Source organism: Pseudomonas sp. GL_091 (assembly GCF_057837725.1).
Window position 1 is genome coordinate 4,601,395 of the sequence record NZ_CM174451.1, and the last position, 26,040, is coordinate 4,627,434.

General features: G+C 59.6%; 18 protein-coding genes and 2 pseudogenes. 9 read left to right on the top strand and 11 right to left on the bottom strand.

The window, feature by feature from the left end:
• Positions 1-89 precede the first annotated feature (89 nt).
• From AC3ITY_RS20895 to AC3ITY_RS20905, 3 genes are all read left to right on the top strand, one after another.
• Positions 90-1,106 (top strand): arginine N-succinyltransferase, encoded by a 1,017-nt coding sequence (locus AC3ITY_RS20895; RefSeq protein ID WP_223459849.1) that lies wholly within the window; start codon positions 90-92, stop codon positions 1,104-1,106.
• A gap of 49 nt (positions 1,107-1,155) precedes the next feature.
• Positions 1,156-2,190 (top strand): arginine N-succinyltransferase, encoded by a 1,035-nt coding sequence (gene astA, locus AC3ITY_RS20900; RefSeq protein WP_223459851.1) that lies wholly within the window; start codon positions 1,156-1,158, stop codon positions 2,188-2,190.
• Between the two features lie 142 nt (positions 2,191-2,332).
• Complete coding sequence (locus tag AC3ITY_RS20905; protein WP_489304664.1) at positions 2,333-3,202, top strand: isocitrate lyase/PEP mutase family protein; 870 nt, start codon at positions 2,333-2,335, stop codon at positions 3,200-3,202.
• Positions 3,203-3,258: 56 nt separating this feature from the next.
• Here the strand turns inward: AC3ITY_RS20905 and AC3ITY_RS20910 are convergent, their stop codons facing one another.
• Complete coding sequence (locus AC3ITY_RS20910; protein ID WP_489304665.1) at positions 3,259-4,332, bottom strand: diguanylate cyclase; 1,074 nt, start codon at positions 4,330-4,332, stop codon at positions 3,259-3,261.
• A 198-nt stretch (positions 4,333-4,530) separates the two neighbouring features.
• On the opposite strand from AC3ITY_RS20910, the gene AC3ITY_RS20915 reads away from it, so the two are divergent.
• The 3 genes from AC3ITY_RS20915 (at position 4,531) to hglS (ending at position 8,745) form a co-directional block, all read left to right on the top strand.
• On the top strand, positions 4,531-5,985 hold the full coding sequence (locus tag AC3ITY_RS20915) for a flavin-containing monooxygenase (RefSeq protein WP_489304667.1): 1,455 nt from the start codon (positions 4,531-4,533) through the stop codon (positions 5,983-5,985).
• A gap of 22 nt (positions 5,986-6,007) precedes the next feature.
• Positions 6,008-6,964, top strand: coding sequence for an alpha/beta fold hydrolase (locus tag AC3ITY_RS20920; protein WP_489304668.1), 957 nt, complete (start codon positions 6,008-6,010; stop codon positions 6,962-6,964).
• Between the two features lie 374 nt (positions 6,965-7,338).
• Entirely contained in the window at positions 7,339-8,745 is a 1,407-nt protein-coding gene (hglS, locus tag AC3ITY_RS20925; RefSeq protein WP_489304670.1) for a 2-oxoadipate dioxygenase/decarboxylase HglS, read from the top strand.
• Positions 8,746-9,095: 350 nt separating this feature from the next.
• Here the strand turns inward: hglS and AC3ITY_RS20930 are convergent, their stop codons facing one another.
• The 4 genes from AC3ITY_RS20930 to AC3ITY_RS20945 form a co-directional block, all read right to left on the bottom strand.
• Complete coding sequence (locus AC3ITY_RS20930; protein ID WP_489304672.1) at positions 9,096-9,674, bottom strand: hypothetical protein; 579 nt, start codon at positions 9,672-9,674, stop codon at positions 9,096-9,098.
• A 132-nt stretch (positions 9,675-9,806) separates the two neighbouring features.
• The gene (locus AC3ITY_RS20935; RefSeq protein ID WP_489304673.1) at positions 9,807-10,880 is read right to left on the bottom strand and encodes a lipocalin-like domain-containing protein; all 1,074 of its coding nucleotides are present in this window, start codon (positions 10,878-10,880) and stop codon (positions 9,807-9,809) included.
• Entirely contained in the window at positions 10,870-13,341 is a 2,472-nt protein-coding gene (locus AC3ITY_RS20940) for an ABC transporter permease (RefSeq protein ID WP_489304674.1), read from the bottom strand. The genes AC3ITY_RS20935 and AC3ITY_RS20940 overlap by 11 nt, the downstream gene beginning before the upstream one ends.
• A 1-nt stretch (position 13,342) precedes the next feature.
• Complete coding sequence (locus AC3ITY_RS20945) at positions 13,343-14,011, bottom strand: ABC transporter ATP-binding protein (protein WP_489304676.1); 669 nt, start codon at positions 14,009-14,011, stop codon at positions 13,343-13,345.
• A 137-nt stretch (positions 14,012-14,148) separates the two neighbouring features.
• Between AC3ITY_RS20945 and AC3ITY_RS20950 the strand changes: the two genes are divergently transcribed.
• Complete coding sequence (locus AC3ITY_RS20950) at positions 14,149-16,122, top strand: alkyl/aryl-sulfatase (protein WP_489304678.1); 1,974 nt, start codon at positions 14,149-14,151, stop codon at positions 16,120-16,122.
• Between the two features lie 164 nt (positions 16,123-16,286).
• Here the strand turns inward: AC3ITY_RS20950 and AC3ITY_RS20955 are convergent.
• Together AC3ITY_RS20955 and AC3ITY_RS20960 are read right to left on the bottom strand one after the other, a co-directional pair.
• Positions 16,287-16,436: pseudogene (locus tag AC3ITY_RS20955) on the bottom strand (helix-turn-helix domain-containing protein); the annotation flags it as partial.
• 210 nt (positions 16,437-16,646) lie between these two features.
• Positions 16,647-17,987 carry an MATE family efflux transporter gene (locus tag AC3ITY_RS20960; RefSeq protein ID WP_223537764.1) on the bottom strand — a complete coding sequence of 447 codons (1,341 nt, stop codon included), beginning with the start codon at positions 17,985-17,987 and terminating at the stop codon, positions 16,647-16,649.
• A 546-nt stretch (positions 17,988-18,533) separates the two neighbouring features.
• On the opposite strand from AC3ITY_RS20960, the pseudogene AC3ITY_RS20965 reads away from it, so the two are divergent.
• Positions 18,534-18,695, top strand: a pseudogene (locus AC3ITY_RS20965) (helix-turn-helix domain-containing protein); the annotation flags it as partial.
• A gap of 18 nt (positions 18,696-18,713) precedes the next feature.
• Positions 18,714-19,130 carry a DUF3010 family protein gene (locus tag AC3ITY_RS20970; RefSeq protein WP_223537759.1) on the top strand — a complete coding sequence of 139 codons (417 nt, stop codon included), beginning with the start codon at positions 18,714-18,716 and terminating at the stop codon, positions 19,128-19,130.
• 500 nt (positions 19,131-19,630) lie between these two features.
• Here AC3ITY_RS20970 and AC3ITY_RS20975 read toward each other — a convergent pair whose 3' ends face one another.
• The 4 genes from AC3ITY_RS20975 to AC3ITY_RS20990 form a co-directional block, all read right to left on the bottom strand.
• The gene (locus AC3ITY_RS20975) at positions 19,631-21,061 is read right to left on the bottom strand and encodes an IS1182 family transposase (protein WP_489304679.1); all 1,431 of its coding nucleotides are present in this window, start codon (positions 21,059-21,061) and stop codon (positions 19,631-19,633) included.
• A 633-nt stretch (positions 21,062-21,694) separates the two neighbouring features.
• On the bottom strand, positions 21,695-22,999 hold the full coding sequence (locus AC3ITY_RS20980; protein ID WP_489304645.1) for an IS4 family transposase: 1,305 nt from the start codon (positions 22,997-22,999) through the stop codon (positions 21,695-21,697).
• A gap of 290 nt (positions 23,000-23,289) precedes the next feature.
• Positions 23,290-24,675, bottom strand: a complete 1,386-nt coding sequence (locus AC3ITY_RS20985; protein ID WP_489304681.1) for a DUF1254 domain-containing protein — start codon at positions 24,673-24,675, stop codon at positions 23,290-23,292.
• The gene (locus AC3ITY_RS20990) at positions 24,672-26,021 is read right to left on the bottom strand and encodes a DUF1254 domain-containing protein (protein WP_489304682.1); all 1,350 of its coding nucleotides are present in this window, start codon (positions 26,019-26,021) and stop codon (positions 24,672-24,674) included. The genes AC3ITY_RS20985 and AC3ITY_RS20990 overlap by 4 nt, the downstream gene beginning before the upstream one ends.
• Between the last annotated feature and the right edge of the window lie 19 nt (positions 26,022-26,040).

Below are 26,040 nucleotides of genomic sequence, written 5' to 3' on the forward strand. Positions count from 1 at the left end.
GACGACCACCGATTTAATGTGGGGGAAAACCGACAGTGATAGTCAGGTTCGGCTCAAATCGCCGAATCGTTTGATACAGGAGTGTCTCCATGCTGGTCTTGCGTCCAGTCGAGTTGGCCGACCTGCCCCAGTTGCAGAGGCTGGCTCGTGAAAGCCTCGTGGGCGTCACGTCCCTGCCCGACGATAGCGAACGGTTACGCGGAAAAATCCTCGATTCCTGTGCCTCGTTCGAAAAGGACGTCGAGGGTCATGGCCCGGAAAACTATTTCTTTGTACTCGAAGACCTGACGACACAGCATCTGGTCGGCTGCTCGGAAATCCTCGCCACGGCGGGGTTCAACGAGCCGTTCTACAGCTTGCGCAACCGGCACTTCACCAGTGCCTCGCGGGAACTGAACATCGAGCACGGTGTACCGGCCTTGTCGTTGTGTCACGACCTCAGTGGCCACACCTTGCTGCGGGGCTTCCATATCGATGCCGCGCGGGTACGCAGCGCGCACTCCGAACTGCTGTCGCGGGCGCGCCTGTTGTTTATCGCCGCCCACGCCCGGCGTTTTTCCGAAACGGTGATCACCGAAATCGTCGGCTACAGCAGTGATGAAGGCCACTCGCCTTTTTGGGACGCCGTGGGCAAGCATTTCTTCGACTTGCCCTACGTCGAGGCCGAACGGCTTTGCGGCCTGCAGAGCCGCACCTTTCTCGCCGAACTGATGCCGCAGTATCCGATTTACGTGCCCATGCTGCCCCAGGCGGCACAGGACTGCATCGGCAGCATCCACCCCGATGGACAGGAAGCCTTCGATGTCCTCGAACGTGAAGGCTTCGAAACCAACAGTTACATCGATCTGTTCGATGGAGGCCCGACGCTCTATGCGCGCACCTCAGGCATTCGTTCCATCGCCCACAGCCAGTGCGGCGTAACGCAGCCTGGCCTGGTGATCGATGCCCGTGGCAGCTTTCTGGTGAGCAACGAGTCCTTGACGGATTATCGGGCCATCGTCGCCGATCTTGATTACATCGCCGGACAACCTGTGACGCTGGATGCCGCCATGTGCGAGGCGCTGAAGGTGACCGAGGGCAGCCCGATCAGGCTGATCGCCCTGTGAATACCCGCCAGATTCAACGCCCGAGCACACGCGAACAAGGAGCCGCCGCATGATTGTCCGTCCGGTGCAGATCACCGACCTGCCCGCCCTGTTCAAGCTGGTGCGTCAGGCAGTTCCTGGGCCTACCAGCCTGCCGGCCGACGAAGAACGCCTGGCCCACCGGATTCGCTGGGCCCAACGCACCTTCGCCGGGCAGGTCGATCGGGCAGATGCCGATTACCTGTTCGTGCTCGAGGATGACGAGCAGCAAGTGGTGGGCGTCAGCGCCCTGACGGGTGCCGTCGGTCTGCGCGAGCCCTGGTACAACTACCGGGTCGGACTGACGGTCAGCGCTTCAGCGGACCTGGGTATCCAGCGCCAGATCCCGACCCTGTTCCTGAGCAATGAATTGACCGGGCAATCGGAAGTCAGCTCGTTGTACCTGCGCCCCGATCAGCGCCAGGGCAGCAACGGCCGTTTGCTTTCGCTCGGGCGTTTGTTGTTTGTGGCCGAGTTTACGCAGCTGTTCGGCAACCGGCTCATCGCCGAATTACGCGGCAGCGCCGACGAACGAGGTGGCTCGCCGTTCTGGGACAGCCTCGGCCGGCACTTTTTCAAGATGGACTTCAGCTACGCCGATCACTTGTCAGGGCTGGGCAACAAATCGTTCATCGCCGAACTGATGCCGCGCCAGCCGCTGTACACCTGCCTGCTCACCGAACAGGCCCAGGCGGTGATCGGCAAGGCCCACCCGAATACCGAGCCGGCCCTGAAAATCCTCAGCGGCGAAGGGTTTGCCCACAAAGGCTACATCGATATCTTCGACGGCGGACCGGTCATCGAAGCCCCGGTTTCCGGGATCCGCACCGTGCGCGACAGCCAACCGCTGATACTGGCCATCGACTCGCCGGACGATAAAGCGCCCCTCTGGCTGATTCACAACCGCCGTCTGGAAAACTGTCGCATTACCTGCGCCCCGGCCCGACAGGTGGGCACCAGCCTGGTGGTTGATCGCCTGACCGCCAAGCGCTTGCAACTGCAACCCGGCGACTCGGTGCGCGCGGTGCCGCTGCTTGACCAACGGCAACAGGCCGAGGCGGCGTGACTTATCAGTTCCATCGTTGCGACGTCAATCGGCCTTACCCAGCAAATTCGTCATCTTCGTTCTGCGGCGCGCGTGATAGCCTTTTATTTCTTTGGCGTTGACACTTTTGCTCAAGCCCCTCCATTCCATTGGTGGAACTCATATGTCCAGGCTTTCCCATCAAGATTTGCGCCGCAGTTTTCGCCAACTGTTCGCCTCCAACACCTGCTACCACACGGCCTCGGTTTTCGACCCGATGTCGGCCCGTATCGCCGCCGACCTGGGCTTCGAAGTCGGGATCCTCGGTGGTTCGGTCGCCTCGTTGCAAGTGCTGGGCGCCCCTGACTTTGCCTTGATCACCCTGAGCGAGTTCGCTGAACAGGCCACCCGCATCGGTCGTGTCGCCCAGTTGCCGGTGATTGCCGACGCCGACCACGGCTACGGCAACGCGCTCAACGTCATGCGCACCATCGTCGAACTCGAACGGGCCGGCGTCGCTGCGCTGACCATCGAAGACACCTTGCTGCCGGCGCAGTTTGGCCGCAAATCCACCGACCTGATCACGGTCGCCGAAGGCGTCGGCAAGATCCGCGCGGCACTGGAAGCCCGCTGCGATACGGAAATGGCGATCATCGCCCGCACCCATGCCGGGATTCTGCCGGTGCAGGAAATCATCAGCCGCACCCGGCAATACCAGCGTGCCGGGGCCGACGGGATCTGCATGGTGGGCGTAAAGGACTTCGACCATCTGGAGCAGATCGCCGAACACCTGAACGTGCCACTGATGCTGGTGACCTACGGCAACCCGCTGCTACGCGATGACAAGCGCCTGGCCGAACTGGGTGTGCGCGTGACCATCGACGGCCATGGCGCGTACTTCGCCGCGATCAAGGCGACCTACGACAGCCTGCGCGAGCAACGCCAGATCCTCACCCAGACCTCGGACCTGAACGCGACCGAACTGACGCACACCTACACGCAACCGGAGGAATACATCCGCTACGCGGAGGAGTTCATGAGCGTGAAGGAATGACGGTTTAAACAGACACGCCGCCATCGCGAGAGCGTCCGCAGTTTAGCGGTGGACAGTCACACCGAGTCGAGCAGTTCGCGATGGGGTTTCCCATTCCCGCAGCAGATCACAAGATTGCGCCCGGTGGTCTTGGCTTCGTATAACGCATGATCGGCGTCGTTGAGCCAAAGCATCGCGTCGGCATGGGCCGGGTTGAATGACGCCATTCCAATGCTCAGGCTGACTTTCAGCGCCGGGTTCTGCTCGTACCCCAAGGTGGCGAAGCGATCGCGCAGGGCATCCATGACGGCGGCGGCGCGGTTCAGGGGCAGGTCCGGAAGGATCACGCAAAACTCGTCACCGCCGTAGCGCCCTGCCATATCGGCCGCTCGCAGGCTCTGCCTGAGCATTTTACTCAACCGACGCAGGACGATGTCGCCGGCAACATGGCCGTAGGTATCGTTGATGGTCTTGAAATGGTCGATGTCGATCAGCGCGATCGCCCCGCCTTTTTGCTGGCGTTTGCAACGCTGGAACTCGACCTCCAGTTGGTCCTTCCAAGTGCCATGGTTCAGCAGGCCCGTCAGGCTGTCGGTGCGGCTCAGTGCCAGCAGTTCACGCTTCTGACGGCCGAGGGTATGGGCCTGGCGGAAGCAGATCCAGCCCAGCGCCAGTGGATACAGGCACAGCAACGGCAAACAGGCATAGAGCTGCAACGGGCTGGTGGCAGGAATGAACGCCGGGGCGAAAATCAGCAGGCCAACGCCCACGCCCAATACTTGCGCGGCCGTCCCGGCGAGCAGGAAGCGCATGCCACCGATGGCCACGTTGTGCATGGCCATCATGGAAATGGTGGTCGCGCTGGGCAGTGGATTGAAATGCATGGCGGCAATCCAGAAGCCGCCGAGAAAGGCATCGATCAGCAGATTGCGGTGTTCGGCGTGATAAGGCTTTCTGGCCCGACGCGCCCATTGGTAGGCCAGGTGTGGCCAGACCAGGCCATTGAACCACATGAACCCCCAGACCCAAGGCGCCGGATCGAGTGGATACATCGCCGCGCTCACGCATACCAACCCAAGGGCCACCCCCAGGATTCGCGATGTATAGAGCCTCCTGGCCAATGAAAATCCGTTTCCTCCCGTTTTTGCCATAGGGCCTCTGTGCCACTCGACGGAATGCGATAACAGCCTGTGCCTGTGTGCTGGAGTCTATCAGGGTGAAATCAAATAGCCATCACCGACTGACAGGCTGAATATCGCGACATCACGCTCGCATAAAAGCAAAAGCCTCGTCTCCAGAAACGGCTATACATGAAAGAAGGGTTGATCAATGACCATAAGAGGAGGCCCATGCAGACCTTTCAAGTATTGATCATCGGCAGCGGGTTTGGCGGCCAGTGTGCCGCAATTAATTTGCTCAAGGCCGGAATCGACAATTTCCGCCTGCTGGAGCGGCGGGATTTCTTCGGCGGCACCTGGTGCCAGAACACCTACCCCGGCGCGGCAGTCGACGTGCCCTCGCCGCTGTACTCCTTGTCTTTCGCCCCGTATCGCTGGACGCAAATGTTCGCCGAACAGGCCGAATTGCACCGCTACACCCGCCACGTGGTGGAACACTTCGGCCTGCAGGACAAAGTGGAACTGGGCGCGAATGTCGAGCGCGTCGAATGGGACGACGCCAATAAGCGCTGGACGGTATACACCGCCGGCAAAGGCACGTTTTGCGCGCAGTTCCTGATCAACGCGACCGGGCCGTTGAGTCAGCCGGTGGTGCCGCACTTCGACGGACAGGAACGCTTTCAGGGCAAGACGTTTCACACCAACAACTGGGATCACAGCTACGACTATCGGCAAAAACGCGTGGCCATCGTCGGCAGCGGCGCCAGTGCGGCCCAGGTCATTCCGGCCATTGCCCCGGACGTCGGGCACTTGCATGTGTTCCAGCGCACGCCCCACTGGGTATTGCCCCGAGCTGACCGCAGCTTCGGCCGCTTCCAACGCTGGCTGCTGGGCCTCAAACCCGCCTACAAGCTATTGCGCTGGGTGATCTACTGGCAATTCGAAACCCGGGTGATTGGCTTCAAGTACTCGAAACCGGCCGTGCACAGGGTCCAGCGCCAGGCCCTGCATTTTCTCAAACACCAGGTGCCGGACGCCGAACTGCGGCGCAAACTGACGCCGGACTACACCATTGGCTGCAAACGGGTGATTCTGTCCAGCACGCTGTACCCGGCACTGGCCCGCCACAATGTGACCCTGCACAGCCGCGAGCAAGGTATCGCGGCCATCGACGAAACCGGCATCGTGACCCTCGATGGCCAGCACATTGACCTGGACCTGATCGTCTGGTCCACAGGCTACGACGCCACCGACGGGGTGATCTCCCACCCGGTAACGGGCAAAAACGGCACCCGTCTCAAGGAGGTCTGGGCGCAATACCCGCGGGCCTACCTCGGCACCGCCCTGCCCGACTTCCCCAACCTGTTCATCGTCACCGGGCCGAACACCGGCATCGGCCACACCTCGGCGCTATTCATCATCGAATCCCAGATGAATTACATCCTCGATTGCATTCGCACCTTGAAGACTCAAGGTTTACGCAGCATCGAAGTTCGCCATGAGGCGGAACGTACCTACACTGAAATGATCCACCGGGAAATGGAACTCACCGTGTGGAAATCCGGTGGTTGCCACAGTTGGTATCAAAGCAAGAGCGGTCATGTGATTGCCATGTTTCCGGGATTCAGCTTCAGTTTTCATCGTTTGACCCGAGCGCTGAAACCCGCCGATCACATTTTGTCCTGAGCAGATACAAGGGAGACGCGTGATGCTTTTGTTGTTCGTCGTTCTCGCAGTGTTCGTCGCCTGGAGCTGGCTGACCTACCCGGCCATCGGCTACTGGCTCTATGACTTGAGCATGGCGGCCGAGGCCAAGCTGTACCGGCTGCACAAGATCGTCGTGCCCATCCCCGAGATGACCGTCTCGACCTGGCAAGGCGGGCCGTACGAGGCCACCAGCAATGTGCTGATGCTCCATGGCTTCAGCGCCGACAAGAACCTCTGGCTGCGTTTCGCCCGGCACTTTGTCGGCAGCCATCGGGTGATCATCCCGGACATCGCCGGCCATGGCGAAACCGGCTTCAAGGCGGGCGGCGGCTACGACATCCCGCTGCAGGCCAAGCGCATGATCCAGCTGCTGGACGTGTGCGGAGTGGAAAAAGTCCATGTCATCGGCAACTCCATGGGCGGCTACATGGCGGCGTGGCTCGCGGCCACTTACCCGGAGCGCATTGTGTCCGTGGCGCTGATCGACCCGGCGGGTGTCACCGCGCCCGAGCCCAGTGACCTCGAGAGACATTTGGCCAAGGGCCACAACCCGTTTCTGATTCACTCGCGCGAAGAATTCCAGCGCTTCTACGCCATGACCATGGCTTCGCCACCCTGGGTACCGAAACTCGTACTCGATGCCGTCGCCCAACGCTATGAACAGTCCCGCGATGAGCTGGAAGAAATCTTCCGCGAATTTCGCGCCAGCCCACCGATGGAACCGCATTTGCCCGACATCACCGCCCCGGCGCTGTTGCTGTGGGGACGCAAGGACCGGCTGATCGATGTCAGCAGCGTGGCGGTCTGGAGCAAGGGCATCGCCGACCTGCGCGTGCATATCTGGGACGCCATCGGGCACATGCCCATGGTGGAAGCGCCATACGGTTCGGCGCGCCTGTATCGCGAGTTTTTGGCATCGCTGCGTTCGGAAAGCCCACAGGATCAACGACTGCATTAGGGGGGCGTTCTCAATTAGTTTCCCCACCGCGTTGTCGCCTTAAAGCTGGCCAGGCAAGGCGTAGGCCGCTGGGAATGGTTGTTCCCTTTCCAAGGCCTGCAACGCAGCATGGCCAGCTTTAAGGCACAACCCGAAGGGCCGGGCCTGCTGTTGTGCAGGGCTGTGTTGCTCGAAGCTGATTTGGAATGACCAAACTGCGCTTCTCGCGCCTTGCCCTGCACAACAGCAGACCCGGCGCGGTAGGGAAACTAATTGAGAACGCCCCCTGGCAGTCCTTTGCAGAATGAAGTTCGTCAGAAACTTCGTTTGTCGGCGTCGCGCAAGGCTGCGATCTTTCGTCCATCCTTTACGTCACCGCGCCAGGAATCCTGTTCATGAACCACCCGAATTTCGTCAGCCCTGACCTGATCCGCCAACGCTTCTCCAAAGCGATGTCCGACATGTATCGCGAGGAAGTGCCGTTGTACGGCGCGTTGATGGAACTGGTGGAGCGGACCAACCGTCACGTACTGGACAACGATCCACAGATCCTGCAGCAGCTCACGAGCACCGGCGAAATAGAGCGCCTGGACCTGGAACGTCACGGCGCGATCCGCGTCGGTACGGCCGCTGAACTGGCGACCCTCGCCCGCCTGTTCGCGGTGATGGGCATGCAACCGGTGGGTTACTACGACCTGACACCGGCCGGCGTGCCAGTGCATTCCACGGCGTTTCGCGCGGTGCATGAAGCCTCGCTGCAGGTCAGCCCGTTCCGGGTATTCACCTCGCTGTTGCGCCTGGAATTGATCGAAGACCTGGCGCTGCGCGCCTTTGCCCAATCGATGCTCGACCAGCGCTCGATCTTCACCCCCACGGCCCTCACGCTCATCGAACGTGCCGAATCCCGGGGTGGCCTGACCGAGCAGGAAGCCCTGGATTTCGTCGAACAGGCACTGGAAACGTTTCGCTGGCACCACAGCGCCACCGTCACCGCCGAACAGTATCAACAGCTCAGCGCCCAACATCGCCTGATCGCCGACGTGGTGGCGTTCAAGGGCCCGCACATCAACCACCTGACACCGCGGACCCTGGACATCGACATCGTGCAGGCGCAGATGCCGGCCCATGGCATCACCCCCAAAGCGGTGATCGAAGGCCCACCCCGCCGCCAATGCCCGATCCTGCTGCGCCAGACCAGCTTCAAGGCCCTGGACGAGCCGATTGCCTTCACCGATCAAAGCGAGGCTCGCGGCAGCCACAGTGCCCGTTTCGGCGAGATCGAACAGCGCGGTGCCGCCCTCACGCCCAAAGGCCGCGCACTGTACGACCGCTTGCTCAATGCCGCACGGGACGAACTCAAGGACTTCCCCAACGAAGCCAACGCCGCGCGCTATAACGCCCTGATGACGCAGCATTTCAGCGAATTCCCTGACACCTGGGAAGGCATGCGCCAACAGGGCCTGGCTTACTTCCGCTACTTCGTGACGGAAAAAGGCCTGGCGGCGGGTGACCTGAAAAACGCGCCCCTGGAAGACCTGATCAGCAGCGCTTGCCTGCGGGTTGAACCGCTGGTGTACGAAGATTTCCTGCCGGTGAGCGCAGCGGGGATTTTTCAGTCAAACCTGGGGGATGCGGCGCAAACCCGTTACGGCGCCCATGCCAACCAGCAGGCGTTCGAACAGGCCCTGGGGCGTTCGACGATCGATGAGTTGGGCCTGTATGCCGAGAGCCAGCGGCGTTCGATCGAACAGTGTTTCGCCGCATTGGCCGATGTTGTTCAAGTCAATAAAAAGCATGACTGAACGATTTCTCATAACTCAATAAAAAATCGGGCGACCTACAGGTCGCCCGGTTTTTTATATCCAAAACTTTCAATACAGCAAACAAAGTGTTCGCCCAGTGCAATGGCCTCGGCAATCCATGCACTGGTAAAGAGCCCTGACACTGGGCGAACGGAAAGTATTTTAGTAGAAGTGGCTAAATATTTCCGTGCGGTAAAGATGAAATTTATCGACATCTTATTTAATAAAATGTCGACTTAAATCCAATCCCGCACCGCGCCACAAACTCACCAGTTCGACCATACGAGCTGATTATTCCTATACAAAACTTGCACAAAAATAATCAGCCCATATAGAGCCATTACTCAATATTAGTGCTTACTGGTCACCGTCAATATATCGGTATAAACCACGTTGACACTTTGCCCGACTTTCAAGTCCTTGAGTTTGGCCTGGACTTCAGGTCGTTTGACATCGACGGTCTTGGACTTGCCTTCCGGGTTTTCGAAGGTCACCTGGTGTTTCTTCAGGTCGATGTGGGTGATTTTCAACTGCACTTTCACCTGGCGATAAGCTTCGCCGCCAGGGTTGGCGCTACCTGGTGCAGCACGCACTTCGCCGGTGGCTTCGGCGGTGCCGGGCAGGCCTTTGTCGATATCGGTGTCGAGGTAGGCTGCAACGGCGCTGGTGACCCTGATGTCGACCGTATCGCCGGCCTTGAGGTTATTGAGGTTTTTCGCCTTGTCGGTCAATTGCACAGGGAACTCATTACCCTGCGGGCCTTTAAGGACCACGGAATGGTTCGCGGCATCAACCGAAACGACTTTGGTGGAGACCTGATCAGCCACCACGACTTCGGACAACGGGATATCGGCGGCAACCGCGCCAAAACTGGCGGCGGACAGCAAGGTAGCGAGGGTGATGGCTTTGGTCAGTGCATGGCGTTTCATAGGCAGAACATTCCCTGTGATAGATGGCAACAGACGGCGTTGAAACCAGGCTCAACGCCATGTGTGCGAGTGAGCATAGACGCTGTTCAGCGAGTGGTCGCGCCGGGGCGGTGATTTTCGTGACACGAGCGTCTAGTACCCGGTCATTTCCAGATAACCCTGCCCTGCATGACTGCCACTGAGGCGCACCGGGCCTTCCCAGTAGGGAATGCGCAAGTCCATCCAGGCCTGGGGGTTGAGCGCGGTGATGGCGATATCGAGGTGTCTGGCGGGGATTTTGATCGACCAGCGTATGGGCATCTCGCGCCCGGCAACCCGGGCGGTATCTTGCGGCGTGAGGCTGATGTCGCCAGCGTGCAGCAACTGTGCCTGGCCCCGGGTATCGATCCAGGTGCCGGTGAGGTAAGGCTCGCCGTCCTTTTGCCGCATGCGATACAGCATCACCTGCTCGCCGCTGTCCAGGTGCAGGGAAAACCAGTCCCAACCGGTCTGGTTGCTCGTCAGGGGCTGGCTGCTCCATTCGCGGTCGAGCCAGGCCGGGCCACTGACCTGAAAGGTCTTGCCGTCGATGTCCAGGGTACCGCTGGCCTGGAAAAACGGCTGGCTGTAGTAGTAAGAAGCCTGACCCTGTTCGGATTTCTGGCTGAAGCCCCGGTCCCCCTGAAGCACCAGCGGACCTGTCGAGATTAACCGCAGCCGGTAGCTGAAACGCTGGTCACGGGCACTGAGTTGCAGGTCGGCCAACGGGTCGTCGGCAGGCGCCTGACTGCGCAATTGCCAGTCGTCGATCCACGCGTTGAACGGTGCAACGCTGACACCGGCCTGACCGACGCCGCCACGAGCATATCGTTCGGCCGCATGATGCGCCGTCGCCGACGTCACCGCTGCGTGGCCGAGCCAGATCGTCTGATTCTGCCAACCCGCCACCTCAGGGCTGGATTTCAATGCGCTGCGAAACAAGGTCCATTGCGCGCCGAACTCATGCCCCTGATCATCCTTCAGGTTGGCCGTGACATACCACCATTCGATGCGAAAGCCATCGTGTGGGGCGTGATCCGCCGGGAAGCTGAACACCCGACCGGGTACCACCGGGGTGAACGCAACGGCCTGGTTGCCCAGCCCGGCAAAGCCCTTTTCTACCGGTGCCGGTTGATCGCAACCGCTCGCCAGCAGCGCCAGCAGCAACACGCCGACCTTAATCTTCATGGGCAAACGTCCGCAGCAGGTCCGCCGGTTGCGTGCGGTACAAACGGTACAACGGCCAGGCCGAGGCCATTAACGTCGCCACCAGCGCCAGCCCCATCAATTGCAACAGTTGCAATGGAAACACCCGCAACGGCAGGCGCCAGCCAAAGGCCTGCACGTTGATCACCGTGTCCAGGCACCACGCCAGGGCGATGCCCAGCGGCAACGCCAGCACCAGGGTCAGCAGCGCCAGCAACCAGGTTTGCCCGAGGTTGAGCAACATCAAATGCCGACGCGTCACCCCCAGCGCCCACAACGGCGCCAGTTGCCCGAGACGACTCTGGCTTTGGGTCAACAGGCTGATGAACAGCGCCACCCCGGCCACGCACAGCGTCAGGCTGTTGAGCGCGGCGGTGGCGGCGAAGGTGCGTTCGAAGATTTGCGTGGACCAACCCTTGAGCCGCGCCTGATCGACGATGCGGCTGTCGTCCAGGGCAAAACGCGCCTGCAGCGCCGTGACGAACGCCGGGATCGACGCCGGTTCGATGCGCAGGTTGAAGCGGCTCGGTGTCAGTTGCGGCCAGCCGCGCAACAGGTGGCCGATGTTCACCAGAATGTGGCCCTTGGGATTGCCGTAGTCGGCATAGATCCCGACGATCCGCGGCGACCACGGGCCAGTGGGAGTCGGCAGCGTCAGGTGATCGCCCAGTTGCACCTGCAGGCGTCGGGCCAGCTGTTCGCTGAGCATCACCGCATCGTCCTTGGCCAGTCGCTCCCAAGGGTTATCGCCCAAGGCCTCGAGCAGCGGCCAGTGCTGGCGATAGGTCGGGTGGTCGATGATCCCCGACAGATCCGTCGGCCAGCCCTGCAACTGGATCGAAACCTGCCAGCTGGGCAGAACCGCCGCCAGTTGCGGCTGCTGGTCGAGCCAGCTGTGCAATTCCCTGGCCTGGGCCGGGTTCTGTGGATTGAGGTAAAGCTCGGCCGTGAGCCGTTGCTCGAGCCAATCGCTGAAGGTCTGGCGAAAGCCTGCGGTCATACTGCCGGCACCGATATTCGCCGCCATGGCCAACAGCAGCGCCATCAACGCCAGGCTCAGGGCCGGCAGTTGCTGGCGGCAATCGGCGACAAACCACTGGCCAAGCACCGAGCGACTGCGCTGCGATACGAGATTGAGCAGAGAACTGAGCACCACCGGCAATGCCAGTGCGGCGCCGATCAACAGCGCAGCCATCAACACGAAGCCACTGACCAGGCTGTCACCGAAGATCAGCGCCAGCAGCGCGATCACCCCGGCCATTGCCGCCACCCCTCCCTGGCGTCGCAACCAGCGTGCATGGGCCTGATGCCAGGCCTGCGGGTCGGCCAGCGCCAGTAATGGCAGACGCGACGCCCGCAGCAGACTGTTGGCCCCGGCCAGCAACGCGCCGATCAGACTCAGGCCGATACCACTGAACCACCATGTCAGGCTGAGGCTCAACTGCCCCGCTACTTCGGCGCCATACAAGCCACGCAGGCTGGCGGCGACATCGGGCAACAGCACGCTGGCCAGCAGGTAGCCGCTGACCACCCCGGCCACACCGCCGATCAGGGCCAATCCACCCAATTCGACGGCGAGACAAGCGATCAGCATCCGCGCACTCACACCGCAGGCACGCAGGGTCCGGAGCAGGCTTCGCCGTTGCTCCAGCGCCAGCCCGATGGCGGCGTGTACGATAAACAGGCCGACCACGAACGACAGCACCCCCAGGGCATCGAGGTTCAGGTGGAAGCTTTCGGTCAGGCGCGTCAGGTTGTTTTCTTCGCCGGCACTCTTGAGTTGCAGCTGCCCCTTGAACGGCTCCGGCAGCGGTGCGGTGAAATCCTTCGGTAACAGCAGGCGCGACAGTTGCTCCGGCAACCCCAGAATCTGCTGGGCAAAACCGATGTCCACCAGCAGCACGCCGGGCGCCATGTCGGCCTGCACATGCAATGGCGGCAGTGCCGCGCCCGCCAGGTTCTGTGGCCGGTCACCTTCGCGCAAACCCAGTGCCTGCAAAGTCTGCGACGATATCCAGGTACTGCCCGGCGGACTGAAAAAGCCGACCACCTGTTCAATCGCCAAGGCTTGCCCGGCCACCGCCGCGCCCGCCGGCAGCGACACCGGCTCGATGCCCATCAACTGCAAGCGCTGCTCTTCGTGCCCCTTGAGCGTGACCCGGCCTTGCAGCACCGGTGACACCGGCCAGCCCGCGCGGCGCAGATCGATAAACCATTGCTGGGGGAACGTGCCGCCACCGGGCGCACTGAGACTGGCCTGGGGTTCGCCGCCGATCAACTGGCTGGCGCGGGCATAGCTGTCGCGGGCCTGGCTGTTGAGTGCCTGAACGCCGGTCAACAGACCGGTGGCCAGCCACAACCCGGTCAGCACACTGAAAAACTGCACCGGGTGCTGCCGCCAGTGGCTGAGCAGCGCGCGCAGGGTTTCGCTGAAAATGCGCATGTCAGCGCTCGCCCGCACTGGCCAGGCGACCGCCGCATAGCATGGCTTTTTCTGCCAGCCGTGCCGCCACGCCGGGACTGTGGGTGACCATCAACAGGCTGGTGGGACTGTCGTCGAGCAATTCCAGCAGCAACTGCAACACCTCGGCGGCGGTGGTTTCATCGAGGCTGCCGGTGGGCTCGTCGGCCAGCAGCAATTGGGGGCGCGATGCCAGCGCCCGGCCCAGCGCAACCCGTTGCTGCTGACCGCCGGACAGTTGCTCCGGGTAGCGCCGCAGCAACTCGCCCAAGCCCAGGCGCTGCACCAGGTGCGCCTGCCAGCGTGGGTCATGGCGCCCCGCCAGGCGTGCCTGAATCGCGAGGTTGTCTTCAACCCGCAGGCTGCCGATCAGGTTGAATTGCTGGAACACCAGGCCGATTTCCGTACGGCGCCAGTTCGCCAGTTGCCCTTCATTCATCTGTTCCAGATGATGCTCGCCACTGCGGATGCTGCCGCGATCGACCTTGTCCAGCCCGGCGATCAGGTGCAGCAAGGTGCTTTTGCCACTGCCCGACTCGCCCATCAGCGCCAGGCTGCTGCCGGGCCTGAGCGTCAGGTCGACGCCTTGCAGCACCGGCAGCGGTCCCTGCGGGGTGGCGTAGCTTTTGAAAACGCCATGGACTTCAAGCATGGGTCGACCTGCTGGATATGCATGGCCCAAGGATAGCGGGCCTGAATGTTTTTTGTCCGTTGCTGATGATCGCCCCGCCCGAGCCCCGCCCTACCCTCGAAGCTGGTCTGACCATAATGATAAAAAACGGAGACGCCATGCCTCGTTTCACCTTGAGCCCTTGTGGGCTGCTCGCTTGCCTGATCACTGCCTGCCTTGCGCAATCGGTGGTCGCCGCCGATGGACCGGTCGCGGCCAGCCCGCAAACCACGGCCAGTAACGCCGCCGTGCTGCAACAACTGCCCTTCACCGACCGCACCGACTACGAGTCGGTCACCAAGGGGCTGATCGCGCCGTTCAAGGGCCAGGTCAAGGACGCCTCGGGCAAGGTCATCTGGGATATCCAGGCCTATGACTTCCTCGCCAAGGATAAGGCCCCGGAGTCGGTCAACCCGAGCCTCTGGCGCCTGGCCCAGCTCAGCGCCCATGCCGGATTGTTCGAAGTCAGCCCTCGGCTGTATCAGGTGCGCGGCCTTGACCTGGCCAACATGACCATCATCGAAGGCGATGACGGGCTGATCATCATTGACCCGCTGACCATGGCCGAAACCGCCAAGGCGGCGCTGGACCTGTACTACCAGAACCGTCCGCACAAACCGGTGGTGGCGGTGATCTACAGCCACACCCACGTCGACCACTTCGGTGGCGTGCGCGGGGTCATCGACGAGGCTGACGTCAAAGCCGGCAAGGTCAAGGTGTTCGCCCCCGCCGGGTTCATGGAACACGTGATGAGCGAAAACGTCTACGCCGGCAACGCCATGAGCCGCCGCGCGCAGTTCCAGTTCGGCAGCCTGCTGCCCCGCGGTGAAAAAGGCCAGGTCGATGCCGGCCTGGGCAAGAGTACGCCGAGCGGCGGCACCGTCACCCTGATCCCGCCCACCGACCTGATCGACAAGGAACTGGAAACCCGCACCATCGCCGGCCTCGACGTGGAATTCCAGTTGACCCCGGGCACCGAGGCGCCGGCGGAAATGAACCTGTACCTGCCGCAGTTGCGCGCCTTGTGCATGGCGGAAAACGCCACGCAAATGATGCACAACATCCTCACCCCCCGCGGCGCGCAAGTGCGTGACGCCAAGGCCTGGGCCGAGTACCTGGACGGCAGCCTGGCGCGTTACGGCGACAAGAGCGACGTGTTGTTCGCCCAGCACAACTGGCCGACCTGGGGTGGCGAGCGCATCCGCACCTTCCTCGCCGACCAGCGCGACATGTACGCCTTCCTCAATGACCGCACCCTGCACTTGCTGAACCAGGGCCTGACGCCACTGGAAATCGCCGACTCGATCAAGAAACTGCCCGGCAGCCTCGATCAGAAGTGGTACACCCGTGGCTACTACGGCTCACTGAGTTTCAACACCCGGGCGGTGTATCAGCGCTACATGGGCTTCTATGACGGTAACCCGGCCAACCTCAATCCGCTGCCGCCAGTGGAAACGGCCAAGCGTTCGGTCGAAGCCATGGGCGGCGAAGCGGCGGTGCTGGGGAAAATGCAGGCGGCGATGGCCAAGGGCGAATACCGCTGGGCCGCGCAACTGGGCAATCAGGTGCTGTTCGCCAACCCGAACAACGGCGACGCCCGCAAAGCCCAGGCCCAGGCGCTGGAGCAAATGGGCTATCAAAGTGAAAACGCCACCTGGCGCAACATGTACCTGACCGGTGCCATGGAACTGCGCAACGGTGTGCCACCCAATGCGGGCACTTCGGTATCCGTGGACATGGTGCGGGCCATGAGCCCGCAGATGTTCTTCGACTTCCTGGCGGTGCGCCTGGACAGTGAAAAGGCCGTAGGCCATGACCTGACCCTGAACTGGACCTTCGATGACCTGAACAAGGACTTCAACCTGACCCTGCGCAATGGAGTGTTGACCCATCGTGCCGGGCTCAATGCTCAGGCCGATGCCAGCGTGACCATGAGCAAGGCCACCCTGGAACAGATCAGCCTCAAGCAACTGGATATCCCGACGGCGATGCAGAAGGGCCTGATCAAGTTGCAGGGCAATGGCAAGAAGCTTGGGGAGTTGATGAGCAGCCTCGATACGTTTGCGCCGCAGTTCAATATCGTTACGCCTTGAACGGATGACGCGGGAAACCGCGTCGCCTTCTTCGCGAGCAGGCTCGCTCCCACAAAGATCCATGTCGTGCACAGCATTTATGAACGACACACACCAACTGTGGGAGATTCTATGGTTGAGGGGAAGCCCTCAACCTGCTTTCGGTTGGTATTCACTCTGCCCTTTCAGCAGCGCTCATACTTCGCTCGATAGCTGCGGGTGAAATACGAAGGCGATTCAAAGCCGCGCGCAACGTTCACTTTCAGCACGCTCATGTCGGCCTGACGCAGCAACTGCCGCGCTTTTTCCAGCCGCAAGCGCAGATAAATATTGGCTAATAGCGGTGAAATGGGCGCACCTTGTGGTGTGCCCTGCTCCGCAGTAGTTCGCTTTCCGTTTTCAAGAACACCCGTACGCTGCCATCGGACTATTAACGCTAACACCCGTCAATCCGCGACTCGGTGTTGCAGAAAGCACATCATCCACTCGTGATCGATGGTGTCAAAGAACGCGCGAATAGTTGAGCGGGCTACCGTATAGATTTTTCATGCCGCAACCTGCGCCGGAGCCTTGTATCGGATCCATCTAAATAGAAGTAGAGAGAACAGCGCTATAAGTCCAAGCCCTACGCCACACCATACACCCGCTGCTCCTAGGTCAGTATAAAATGCCAAGAAGAGAGCGAGCGGTAGCCCCACTAGCCAAAAACAAATAATCGAAAGCAACATCGGAAAGATGGTCTGCTTCAAGCCCCTAAATATACCGAGTAGTACCATTTGACTTCCATCAAAGAAATGGAAGATCCCTAAAATGCAGACAAAAAGGCTAGAAAGCTTTATGAGCTCGTCATCTCCACCTTCACCGCGAGCAACAAATAGCTGAACAATATCATGGGAAAAAATAATCAGGATAGAAGATATTACAGTGAGTACTATCCAGGCGAGCCATAAAGCACTCCATCCGGCGCCACTCGTCCGCCGCGAATACACACCCAAAGGAGAGCAGAGGCTTATTCTCGTAGTAGCAGCTTGAGATATGCCATTAGGTATTGTAAATACGACTTGAAGAACTTGCATTGCGATACCATGAGCAGCCAACGCAACGACTCCAAACTTACCCACTATGATTGTGAGGATGAAGAAAAATAGCGTGTCATTTGCCTGCGTTAAAGAGACCGGAATACCGTTTCTTAAAATAGGCAGCATCAACCACCCTCTCACTACTTTCAATTTTATACAGTGCTGCCGCTCCCTGAACTGCGGATTCATTAAGCCTAATATGACCAGCAACATACAAAGCAAAATGTTTGTTAGCGTCGTGGCGATACCTGCGCCGAACAAACCCAAGGGGGGTATCCACAAAAAACCAAATATTAGAATCAGGTTAGCAACGAAGTTAAAGATCGCGGCTATAATAATTGCGATAACTGCATATCGCGCTACCCCCATTATTGATAAAACATTTCTGAGGTGTACAAATAAAATCGCTGGGCCGATGCTCCACATCAGGCTATTCATGTATCTCTGAGCTTCGAGAGACAAAAGCGGATCCTGGCCAAAAAAAACTAATATTTCCTTCGTAAAATAGAGCATTGCTAAGCATATTAAAAACGCAGCTGCTATGAGCTGAATGCAGCTGGTCGATACAGATGCATATTGTTCTTCTTTTGCCTTAGATCCCAATGCATCAGTAATAAACGGGATGGTAGAGATGAGTAGCCCGGAAAATAATAAAAACAGAAGATAGTAAAGGCCCTGTGCCAAAGTCGATGCAGCTAACGCCTCGGTACTAATCCACCCAGCCATTATTACGTCCGTAGTAGCAATAATCACATGCGCGATATTGCCAGATACGAAGGCTAGCGAGAGCCGGGAACTCTCGCGCATCTCGGATGTATATCTACGGGAAAGCCTCGCGGCACGGTTATATATCAGTGATGATGTCAAGACTGTACTCCCGATCTAGGTGCTTATCCTATGCGAACTCCCACGACGAAGTTGCACACTGAATCCTCCTGCCATTACGAGGCTGACTACCTGCGGTTGCCACACGGTAGATAGCTGTGGGCGGATGAGCATTGGCGTAAGCCCGTTGTTGCTCAATAGTCCTCAAGACATCTTTGTTCGCCCCTTCAAGTTGCTGCGAGAAAAGGTAATTTTTTTGGCTGCGAAGAAAATCTGGGGAGGTTTCATTGGTGTACACAGATGAGAGGGGAGCATTCATTTCCAAAATCCTTATCTGTGATGGGTGTCCATGAATGATGCGGCACAAACTAAATAATTCGTACCGCCGAACTCACAGTCACCGGAAGGAAAAAGAAACTTCGCAATAATGGATACTAAAAATCCTACAGAAATTTCTGCTCGACAAGGTGCAAGACAATTTCAATCAAGCTTTCACAGTCCGTTGATTTTCCCTCGGACAGCGCTCCATGGCGCAAGCACTTGAACCTTACACGGGATGAAGTGGCCAATCGGATGGGTGTCTCTCCGCCGGCATTTGCCCAGCAAGAGCCCCTCTCAAAGCCTCGGAAGGCCACTCGCGAAAAAATAGCAGCGGCATTTGGCATTACCGCTAATCAACTTGAGCTTTAGGCTGTGAAAGGGATCGAAATGAAAGTCTGCGGCATCGAAATCAAAGGCAGCGAAGCAATCATCGCCGTGGCCACGCTGGACGGTCAGGCGCTGAGCCATCTCACGCTCGCCACCAAGAAAATCGCCCTGGACGATGACGACGAAGCCGCCAACGTTAAAGTGTTTGGCGCTCAGGTCGCTTCGTTTGTCCGTGAGAATTCCATCGACCGCATCGTGATCAAGAAACGCAGCAAGAAGGGTGAGTTCGCGGGCGGGCCGACCACGTTCAAGATCGAAGGGGTTTTCCAGTTGCTGGAGAATTGCGAGGTGACGTTGATGTCGCCGCAGACTATTACCGCCCAGTGCAAGAAATTCAATGTCGAGCTGCCGCAGACGCTGAACAAGTATCAGCATGAGGCGTACAAGGCAGCGTGTTCGGCGCTTTTGAAGAAGTAACCCTTTTTGTCCTTTCAAAACAGATCGCTGTGGGAGCGGGCTTGCTCGCGAAAGCGGTGTGTCTGGCAACGATGATGTTGAATGTGATGCCCTCTTCGCGAGCAAGCCCGCTCCCACACTGGGTCTGTGTCGCTCACAAATGCTGTGAACAGCCTGGATCATTTGGCGGCATACCAGCCGATCACGGGCGAACGAAACCCGCAAACAGGCCGACCGGTAGGTCGCCTCGCTTTTGCTCTTGCTTTTGATTTGGCTTTTGATCTTCTTGCCCCATCGAGAGGCCGAGTGGAGGTTCTGCGCAGTGGGCAACCCGGCATGGATGCCGGGTTAGCCGCCCCCGGCCCAGAGTGTGTAAAAACTAGTTCAAACATCGTCGGCGCGTAGCGCCGACGATGTTTGGCTGGCTAATTACACCTAAAGCGTTCTTCGTAGCTCCAGCCGGCTTTTAATGCCGCTAGTAACGCTTCTCAGCTCGTCCATCGGGCAAAAAAGGAGGCTTTTCAGGCCGCCAGCGCTTTCATCAGATTCTGCGCACCGAGGATTTTCATCACTCGCTTCAAGTTGTAGGCGAGCACATTCAAGCTCATTTCGGTGCTCACCCCGGCAAGCCGTCGGGTCAAAAAATGTGTCGCACCCATCCATTGTTTGAGCGTCCCGAAGGGATGTTCGACGGTCCGCTTGCGGATGCTCATCATCTGCGGCGCATTGTCTAAGCGGACCTGCATTTCCTCCAGCACCGCCTCATGTGCCCAGCGACGAACCTTTCGCTCTCTGGCCGGTGTGCATTGTGCTTTTATCGAGCAGGCCCGGCAGTTGGAGCTCCAGTAACTGTTCAGCGTCTTGCCATTGTCGACGTAAGAGTTTCGCCAGATCAGCACTTCCTTGACGGGGCAGACGTACACATCTTTGTCCGCGTCGTAAACAAACTCGTCATTGTTGAAGCGGCCATCGAATTTGGCGCGCGAGCTCAGCGTCTTCGGCACATAAGCGCTAATTCCGGCCTCGTAACAGGCAAGGATTTCCCCGCTTTTGAAGTACCCTCGGTCAGCCACCACCGACAAAGATTCGAGTTTCATCGCCTCACGGGCCTGCAGCGCCATCGAGCTGAGCTGATCACGGTCGTGACCCACATTGGTCACTTCGTGCGCGACAATCAGATGGTGCTTGGTATCGACCGCGGTCTGTACGTTGTAACCCACGATTCCTTTGCCGCTCGTCATCATCGAGCGGGCGTCCGGGTCGGTCAGTGAAACCTGCTTATCAGGCGATTCCTCAAGCTGAACTTCAATCGCCTGAAGCGCTTTCATTTGCTCCTTTAGTTTGGCGATTTTCTCTTCAAGGCCGCCACTTTTGGGACCCGAGGGCATGGGCTCTTCCCGATCAGCCGCATCCAGCGCCTTTAGATAACGGCCAATGCTCGATTCGATTTCTTCCATCCGCCGCTTCAGCTTGGCGCTGGTGAAATTGCGGTCGCGGTGGTTCACCGCCTTGAATTTGCTGCCGTCGATAGCAACCAGGTTTTCCGCGAAAAGCCCCAACTGCTGGCACAGCACAACAAACTGGCGGCAGACGCCTCGAATGGCTTTGCTGTTGTCTTTGCGGAAGTTGGCGATGGTCTTGAAGTCCGGCATCAAGCGACCGGTCAGCCACATCAGTTCGACGTTGCGCTGCGCCTCGCGTTCAAGGCGTCGGCTCGACTGGATGCGGTTTAGATAGCCGTAGATGTAGATCTTCAGCAGGACTGCCGGGTGGTAAGCCGGTCGGCCGGTTTCAGCGGGGACAGCGCTTTCAAAACCCAAGGTGATCAGATCGAGTTCATCAACGAAGACATCCACAACGCGCACCGGATTGGTGTCGCTGACGTAATCGTCCAGGCTCTCGGGGAGCAAGGTACTTTGACCTCGGTGTTCACCTTGAATAAAGCGTTTCATGGGCAACCCTTGCGATGAAATCCTGGGGAATCATAGCAAGGGTTGGCTTGGATGTTTTGACACACTCTGGGCCATGGATGGCCGATGGCGGCGGGCCCACGGAGCAGGACCGGAGCGAGGGCATGCCGAGCCTAGGCGAGGCACCGAACGAAAGGGGCAAGAGCCCTTGGTTACTTGGGGCTTTTCCAAGTGACCCGCTGTAAGAGCGGAACCATAAGTGGCCGTGACCGCAGAAATGGATATGTACACCCGCAAGCCAGCGTCGAATGACAGACCTTCGCGAGCAAGCCCGCTCCCACACTGGATCTGTGTCATTCACAAATGCTGTGAACAGCCTGGATCATTGTGGGTGCGGGCTTGCGATGGCGGCCTGCCAGCCGACCAGATACATCACAGGCAAACGAAACCCGCAAACAGGCCGACCGGTAGGTCGCCTCGCTTTTGCTTTTGCTTTGCTTTGGCTTTTGATCTTCTTGCCCCTCGAGAGGCCGAGCGCAGGTTCTGCGCAGTGGGCCCACGGAGCAGGACCGGAGCGAGGGCATGCCGAGCCTGGGCGAGGCACCGAACGAAAGGGGCAAGAGCCCTTGGTTACTTGGGGCTTTTCCAAGTGACCCGCCGTAAGGGCCAGCCCTTTCAAGGTGTTTTCCCTTTATGGGCCTTAAGCACCCGATCCGTCGACACATGAGCGTGCGCAGCTTTGCCGTCCAGCCACTCCTTGGGTTTGGCGATTTTGGGACCACGTATGCTTTTGGCCACTTGCTTGGGCTTGATATTCCTGGCGAGCGCCAACAGTCGCGTTGCCAGCGTTTCTAAGGTCGTTTGAAGTGTCAGGTAATCTGAGGGCAGTGCGATCTGCATGCCCTCGTATCCGCTACGCACTTGTACCGTCAGGTGGAAGATCGAAGCTTCCCAGCCTTCGGGCAATGTCTCGCGATGAGCCTGTTCCACGCTGCGTTTGAGCACTGCCAGGACGTTGTAGGCCAGGATCGCCGAGGTAAAACCCAGCAACGCCGCCCGCGGAGCGCCAAGGCTTTCGATTTCACTGTCCAGCACCGATTCCAGGCGCTGGAACATCCCTTCGATACTCCAGCGACGACGGTATAACTCGGCGATCTGCCCGGCGCTGACGGTGTCTGGCAAGTTGCTCCAGAACCACATCACAGTGTCGCCTGAGTCAGTAGGTGTCTGTAGGTTCAGTTCAACTCGACGCCAGCGGTGACCACCTTTGAGTTCGATGATTTGCTCGCGCACCGTTGCGGATTCGATGGCCACAGATTCTTGCCAGCCGCCTTCCTCAATCAACCGTGGATGTTTGCTTTGCTGGCGAATAATGAACGAAGCCCCCGCTTCCTCGCAGGCTTGCATGACGGGCAGCGTGCAGTACAGCCGATCGGCCATCCATAGCTGGCCCTTAGTGGCGTGGGCCAACAGCGGCAGCACGCTGACGCGCTCACTGGCGTAGGCATCCTCGCATGGCTGCAAGTCGACGATCTGATCGAGGTCCGGGTCGTAGACCACTACTGAAAACCCTGGTCGCGCCGCACCTCGCTCACGCCGCAAAGCCCCCAAGCGTTTTTCAGTAGAAGGCAGGTGGTTGCCGTCGACAATGCGCAGCTGCCAGCCGGGCAAAATGGCTGAGCAGCCCAACTCTTTTATCGTCGGAGCCAGGCGCTCGGCGCTTCCTGTAACCAACGCCCGCAGCAACGCGGGCTCTGTGCGGCTGACCTTGTCATAGAGCGCCGCCAACGTAACCGGCAGCCCCTCCATTTGCCGGGCAGCGGCATGCAAAGAAGGGCGCAAACCCAATGAAACAAGGGACATCAGCTCAACGATGGTCGAAAACAAAAGCTCACGCGGGTACTGGCGTTGACGGTGTTCTTCAAACACCTGATCAACCCATTCGGCAGGAACAGCCTGCTCCAGTATCAATTTCGTCATGACACTGGCCGGTGTCTTTTTTTCAAACCGCGCTAGAACTTCTGCCCACATCGTTTTCGTCACCCTGACTGGTTTTTAGGGGATTCTAAACGAAGACCTTGAAAGGGCTGGCCGTAAGGGCGGAACCCTAAGTGGCCGTGACCGCAGTAATGGATATGTACACCAACAAAATACTCATCGCCTGATACAAAGCCTTCGCGAGCAAGCCCGCTCCCACACTGGATCTGTATCGCTCACAGATGCTGTGAACAGCCTGGATCATTGTGGGAGAGAGCCTGTTCGCGATGCGGTCAGGCAGACACCACTTCAACCACCGGCATTTGCCAACGTTGATTAACCACCTGCTGCCCGGGTCCATACAGGCGCAGGACCAGGCTGAACGCCCCGTTTTCCGGCGTCGGCAACCAGTTGCTCTGCGCAGGCGGAGCCGTGTTCTGCAGGATCAACGTCAACCCGCCGTCCGCATCCATCTGCAAACGATCCCGGCTGCTGAGGCAGTAACGATTGATCGGGTTGGCCACCAGTTGCCGGTCCGGCAAGTCATACAAGGTCAGCGACCAGAACTCGCTGGCCGGCGGCAATTGACCCGGTGCGAAACGCAGGCGATAGCTTCGCCCGCCCTGCAAGGGTTGCCCCTGATTATCCAGGCGAGTGCCGGTGTAGAAGGCCTCTTCCACGCTGTTGCCGTAGATGCCGACATTCGCCGCGACAGCGCGGTTGAGGTAATTGCCGTTCAGCGCTTGGCGCGTGCCGAACAGGCCGAGGGTGGTGCGCACCTGGCTCACCGCGGTTTGCAGTTGCGCCTGGGCGTCTTGAATCCCGGCGAGCAGTGCCTGGTGCGTTGCTGGCGGCAACGTCGCTGGGTCGAAACCCTGACCGGGCACGATGCCGATCCGGGCAAAGCGTGCGCGCAAGGCTTGTTCGGACGGTTGCGTGGGGCACAGGCTGAGGATCTGATTCAGCGCCGGGATAAACTCCAGCCCCAACCCGGTCTTGCTATCCCAGGGTCGCCAGTCAATTGCCGGCGCAGCCACGGGCGGTGCACTGCCGATGTATTCATGCAACGAACGCAAACCGTATTGCTGCTGCAAGGCACGCACCGCCGGCAGGTCCTCGGCGTTTTTCAGGCCCGTTCTCCCAAGCACCATGACGACTTCGGTTTCACTGCGCAGCACGGCCTTGACGCCGTCCGGTGTCGGGCCTTGCCAGTCGGGCCCGGCGATCAGGTAGTTCCCCGCTTCGCGACCGGTGCTGAGCACGCCGACATAGGCAAAGTTGTGGGTGTACTGGTCGACCAGTTGAAGCACGTAATAGCGGTGGTCATCGACCGCTGGCACGCTCAACACTTGGGGTTCGCTGCGCAGGTCGAGCCAGGCCCAGGAGTACGGTGTATCGTTGTTCGGCGTGACGATGTCGCGGTTGTTCGGGGTGAACAACTTGCTGTAATGACGAAAGCGGTTGAAGCCGCCGACGTACTCCGACGCGGCCGGGTTGAGCGCCTGTTTTTCCATGGTCTGGTAATGCATGAGCATGGGGTACGCGTAAATCCACGCCTCGTTGGCAATCTGCCGCGGGTCATCGGAATCACCGGCCAGCAACCAGCGTGGAAACATCAGGCTGCCGCTCAATACCCCCATGCTGCCCAGCACCCGGCGGCGACTTAAAATCAGGTTCATGATTCGATCCTCGCGATCGTCGGCAACTGATAATTCCCGTCCAATGCCCCGCCCTTGGGCAGGTACAGGCGCAACAGCAGGTTGAACGGACCTTGCGGCGTCGGCAGCCAGTTGCCCTGCGGCGCAGCCTTGGGCGCATCGGCTTGCAGGATAAGAGTCAAGCCGCCGTCGGCATCGTATTGTAGACCAGGGCTGCGATCGCCCAGGGCGTAACGCTGGATCGGGTTGGCCACCAGCAACTGGGTTTTGCCGTCATACAGGGTCAGCGACCAGAACGCATTCACCGGCGGCAATTGCCCGGCGGGAAAATGCAGGCGATAGGCGTGCTGGCCGTTGAGCGCCTGCCCATGGGCATCGTGCAGCGCCATCGGGTACAGCGCTTCCACCGGATCGTTGGCGTAGATGTAGCGCCAGGCGACTGCGGCACGGGTCAGGTCATCGTCGCCGTATTTGCCGACGTTGGAAGGCGACGGCAACCAACCCTGCTTTTCCACCGACAGCTGGCTGGAGGCTGCGCGGATCTGTTCGCGACCGGCCTCGGCACCTTGGGCGACGGCTTCGCTCAAGTCTTCCGGGGCCTGGAATTCGGTCCCCGGCTTCACGCCGATGGCGGCGAAACGGGCCAGTTTCTGTTGTTCGCTGGCGGTCCATTGATGCAAGGGTGCCAGCGCGTTGAAGGTGTTGAACAGCGTCTGGGCCGCCCCTTGTTTGGTGTCCGCATACGCCGGCAGTTGCAGCGGTGCCAATGGTTCAGGCGTCGCGTCGCCGCTCACTGTGGACAGTGGTTGCAAAGCGTAGCCCTTCAGCACTTGCGCGGCGTCTTTCTGATCCGCTTCGCCTTTGACTTCGGTCCGTCCCAACAGGAAGACCAGCCGGCTCGGTGAGCGAATCACCGCGCTGAAACCCGATGGCACTGGCCCCTTCCAGTCCGGCCCGACAATCAGGTAGCGCCCTGCCTGATCCCCCGTGGCGCGGGTGCCGATGTAGTCGAGGTTGTCGGTGCGCATGTCCACCAGTTGAAAGCTGTAGTAGCGCCCGTGCACGGCCGGCACGTCCAGCACCATCGGTTCGCCGCGCAAATCCACCAAGGCGCGGGAATAGAAGGTGTCGTTGTTCGGCGACACCACTTTGTTGTCTTGCGGACCGAGCAGGCGCGGTTCGCTGTAGAGGCGGTTGAACGGCAGTTTCGCGGCGATGGCGCTGAGCACCTTGTCGTGTTCGACAGTGGCGTAGGCGAACACGTAGGCCTCCTGCGCCAGGGCTTTCGCTTGCTGCTGATCGAGGGTTGCGGCGTGAACAGTGCCCAGGCTCGCACCCAGGGCCAGAGCGGATATCCAGTAGCGCACGGTAGATCTCCTTGGCAGA

Excerpts from the sequence above, each read along its gene's own strand:
- AC3ITY_RS20910 (WP_489304665.1), bottom strand. The coding sequence starts at position 4,332 with ATGGCAAAAACGGGAGGAAACGGATTTTCATTGGCCAGGAGGCTCTAT.
- AC3ITY_RS20940 (WP_489304674.1), bottom strand. The coding sequence starts at position 13,341 with ATGCGCATTTTCAGCGAAACCCTGCGCGCGCTGCTCAGCCACTGGCGG.
- AC3ITY_RS20975 (WP_489304679.1), bottom strand. The coding sequence starts at position 21,061 with ATGAAACGCTTTATTCAAGGTGAACACCGAGGTCAAAGTACCTTGCTC.
- AC3ITY_RS20920 (WP_489304668.1), top strand. The coding sequence starts at position 6,008 with ATGCTTTTGTTGTTCGTCGTTCTCGCAGTGTTCGTCGCCTGGAGCTGG.
- AC3ITY_RS20930 (WP_489304672.1), bottom strand. The coding sequence starts at position 9,674 with ATGAAACGCCATGCACTGACCAAAGCCATCACCCTCGCTACCTTGCTG.
- AC3ITY_RS20895 (WP_223459849.1), top strand. The coding sequence starts at position 90 with ATGCTGGTCTTGCGTCCAGTCGAGTTGGCCGACCTGCCCCAGTTGCAG.
- AC3ITY_RS20950 (WP_489304678.1), top strand. The coding sequence starts at position 14,149 with ATGCCTCGTTTCACCTTGAGCCCTTGTGGGCTGCTCGCTTGCCTGATC.
- astA (WP_223459851.1), top strand. The coding sequence starts at position 1,156 with ATGATTGTCCGTCCGGTGCAGATCACCGACCTGCCCGCCCTGTTCAAG.
- AC3ITY_RS20970 (WP_223537759.1), top strand. The coding sequence starts at position 18,714 with ATGAAAGTCTGCGGCATCGAAATCAAAGGCAGCGAAGCAATCATCGCC.
- AC3ITY_RS20980 (WP_489304645.1), bottom strand. The coding sequence starts at position 22,999 with ATGACGAAATTGATACTGGAGCAGGCTGTTCCTGCCGAATGGGTTGAT.
- hglS (WP_489304670.1), top strand. The coding sequence starts at position 7,339 with ATGAACCACCCGAATTTCGTCAGCCCTGACCTGATCCGCCAACGCTTC.
- AC3ITY_RS20945 (WP_489304676.1), bottom strand. The coding sequence starts at position 14,011 with ATGCTTGAAGTCCATGGCGTTTTCAAAAGCTACGCCACCCCGCAGGGA.
- AC3ITY_RS20905 (WP_489304664.1), top strand. The coding sequence starts at position 2,333 with ATGTCCAGGCTTTCCCATCAAGATTTGCGCCGCAGTTTTCGCCAACTG.
- AC3ITY_RS20935 (WP_489304673.1), bottom strand. The coding sequence starts at position 10,880 with ATGAAGATTAAGGTCGGCGTGTTGCTGCTGGCGCTGCTGGCGAGCGGT.
- AC3ITY_RS20915 (WP_489304667.1), top strand. The coding sequence starts at position 4,531 with ATGCAGACCTTTCAAGTATTGATCATCGGCAGCGGGTTTGGCGGCCAG.
- AC3ITY_RS20960 (WP_223537764.1), bottom strand. The coding sequence starts at position 17,987 with ATGCGCGAGAGTTCCCGGCTCTCGCTAGCCTTCGTATCTGGCAATATC.
- AC3ITY_RS20985 (WP_489304681.1), bottom strand. The coding sequence starts at position 24,675 with ATGAACCTGATTTTAAGTCGCCGCCGGGTGCTGGGCAGCATGGGGGTA.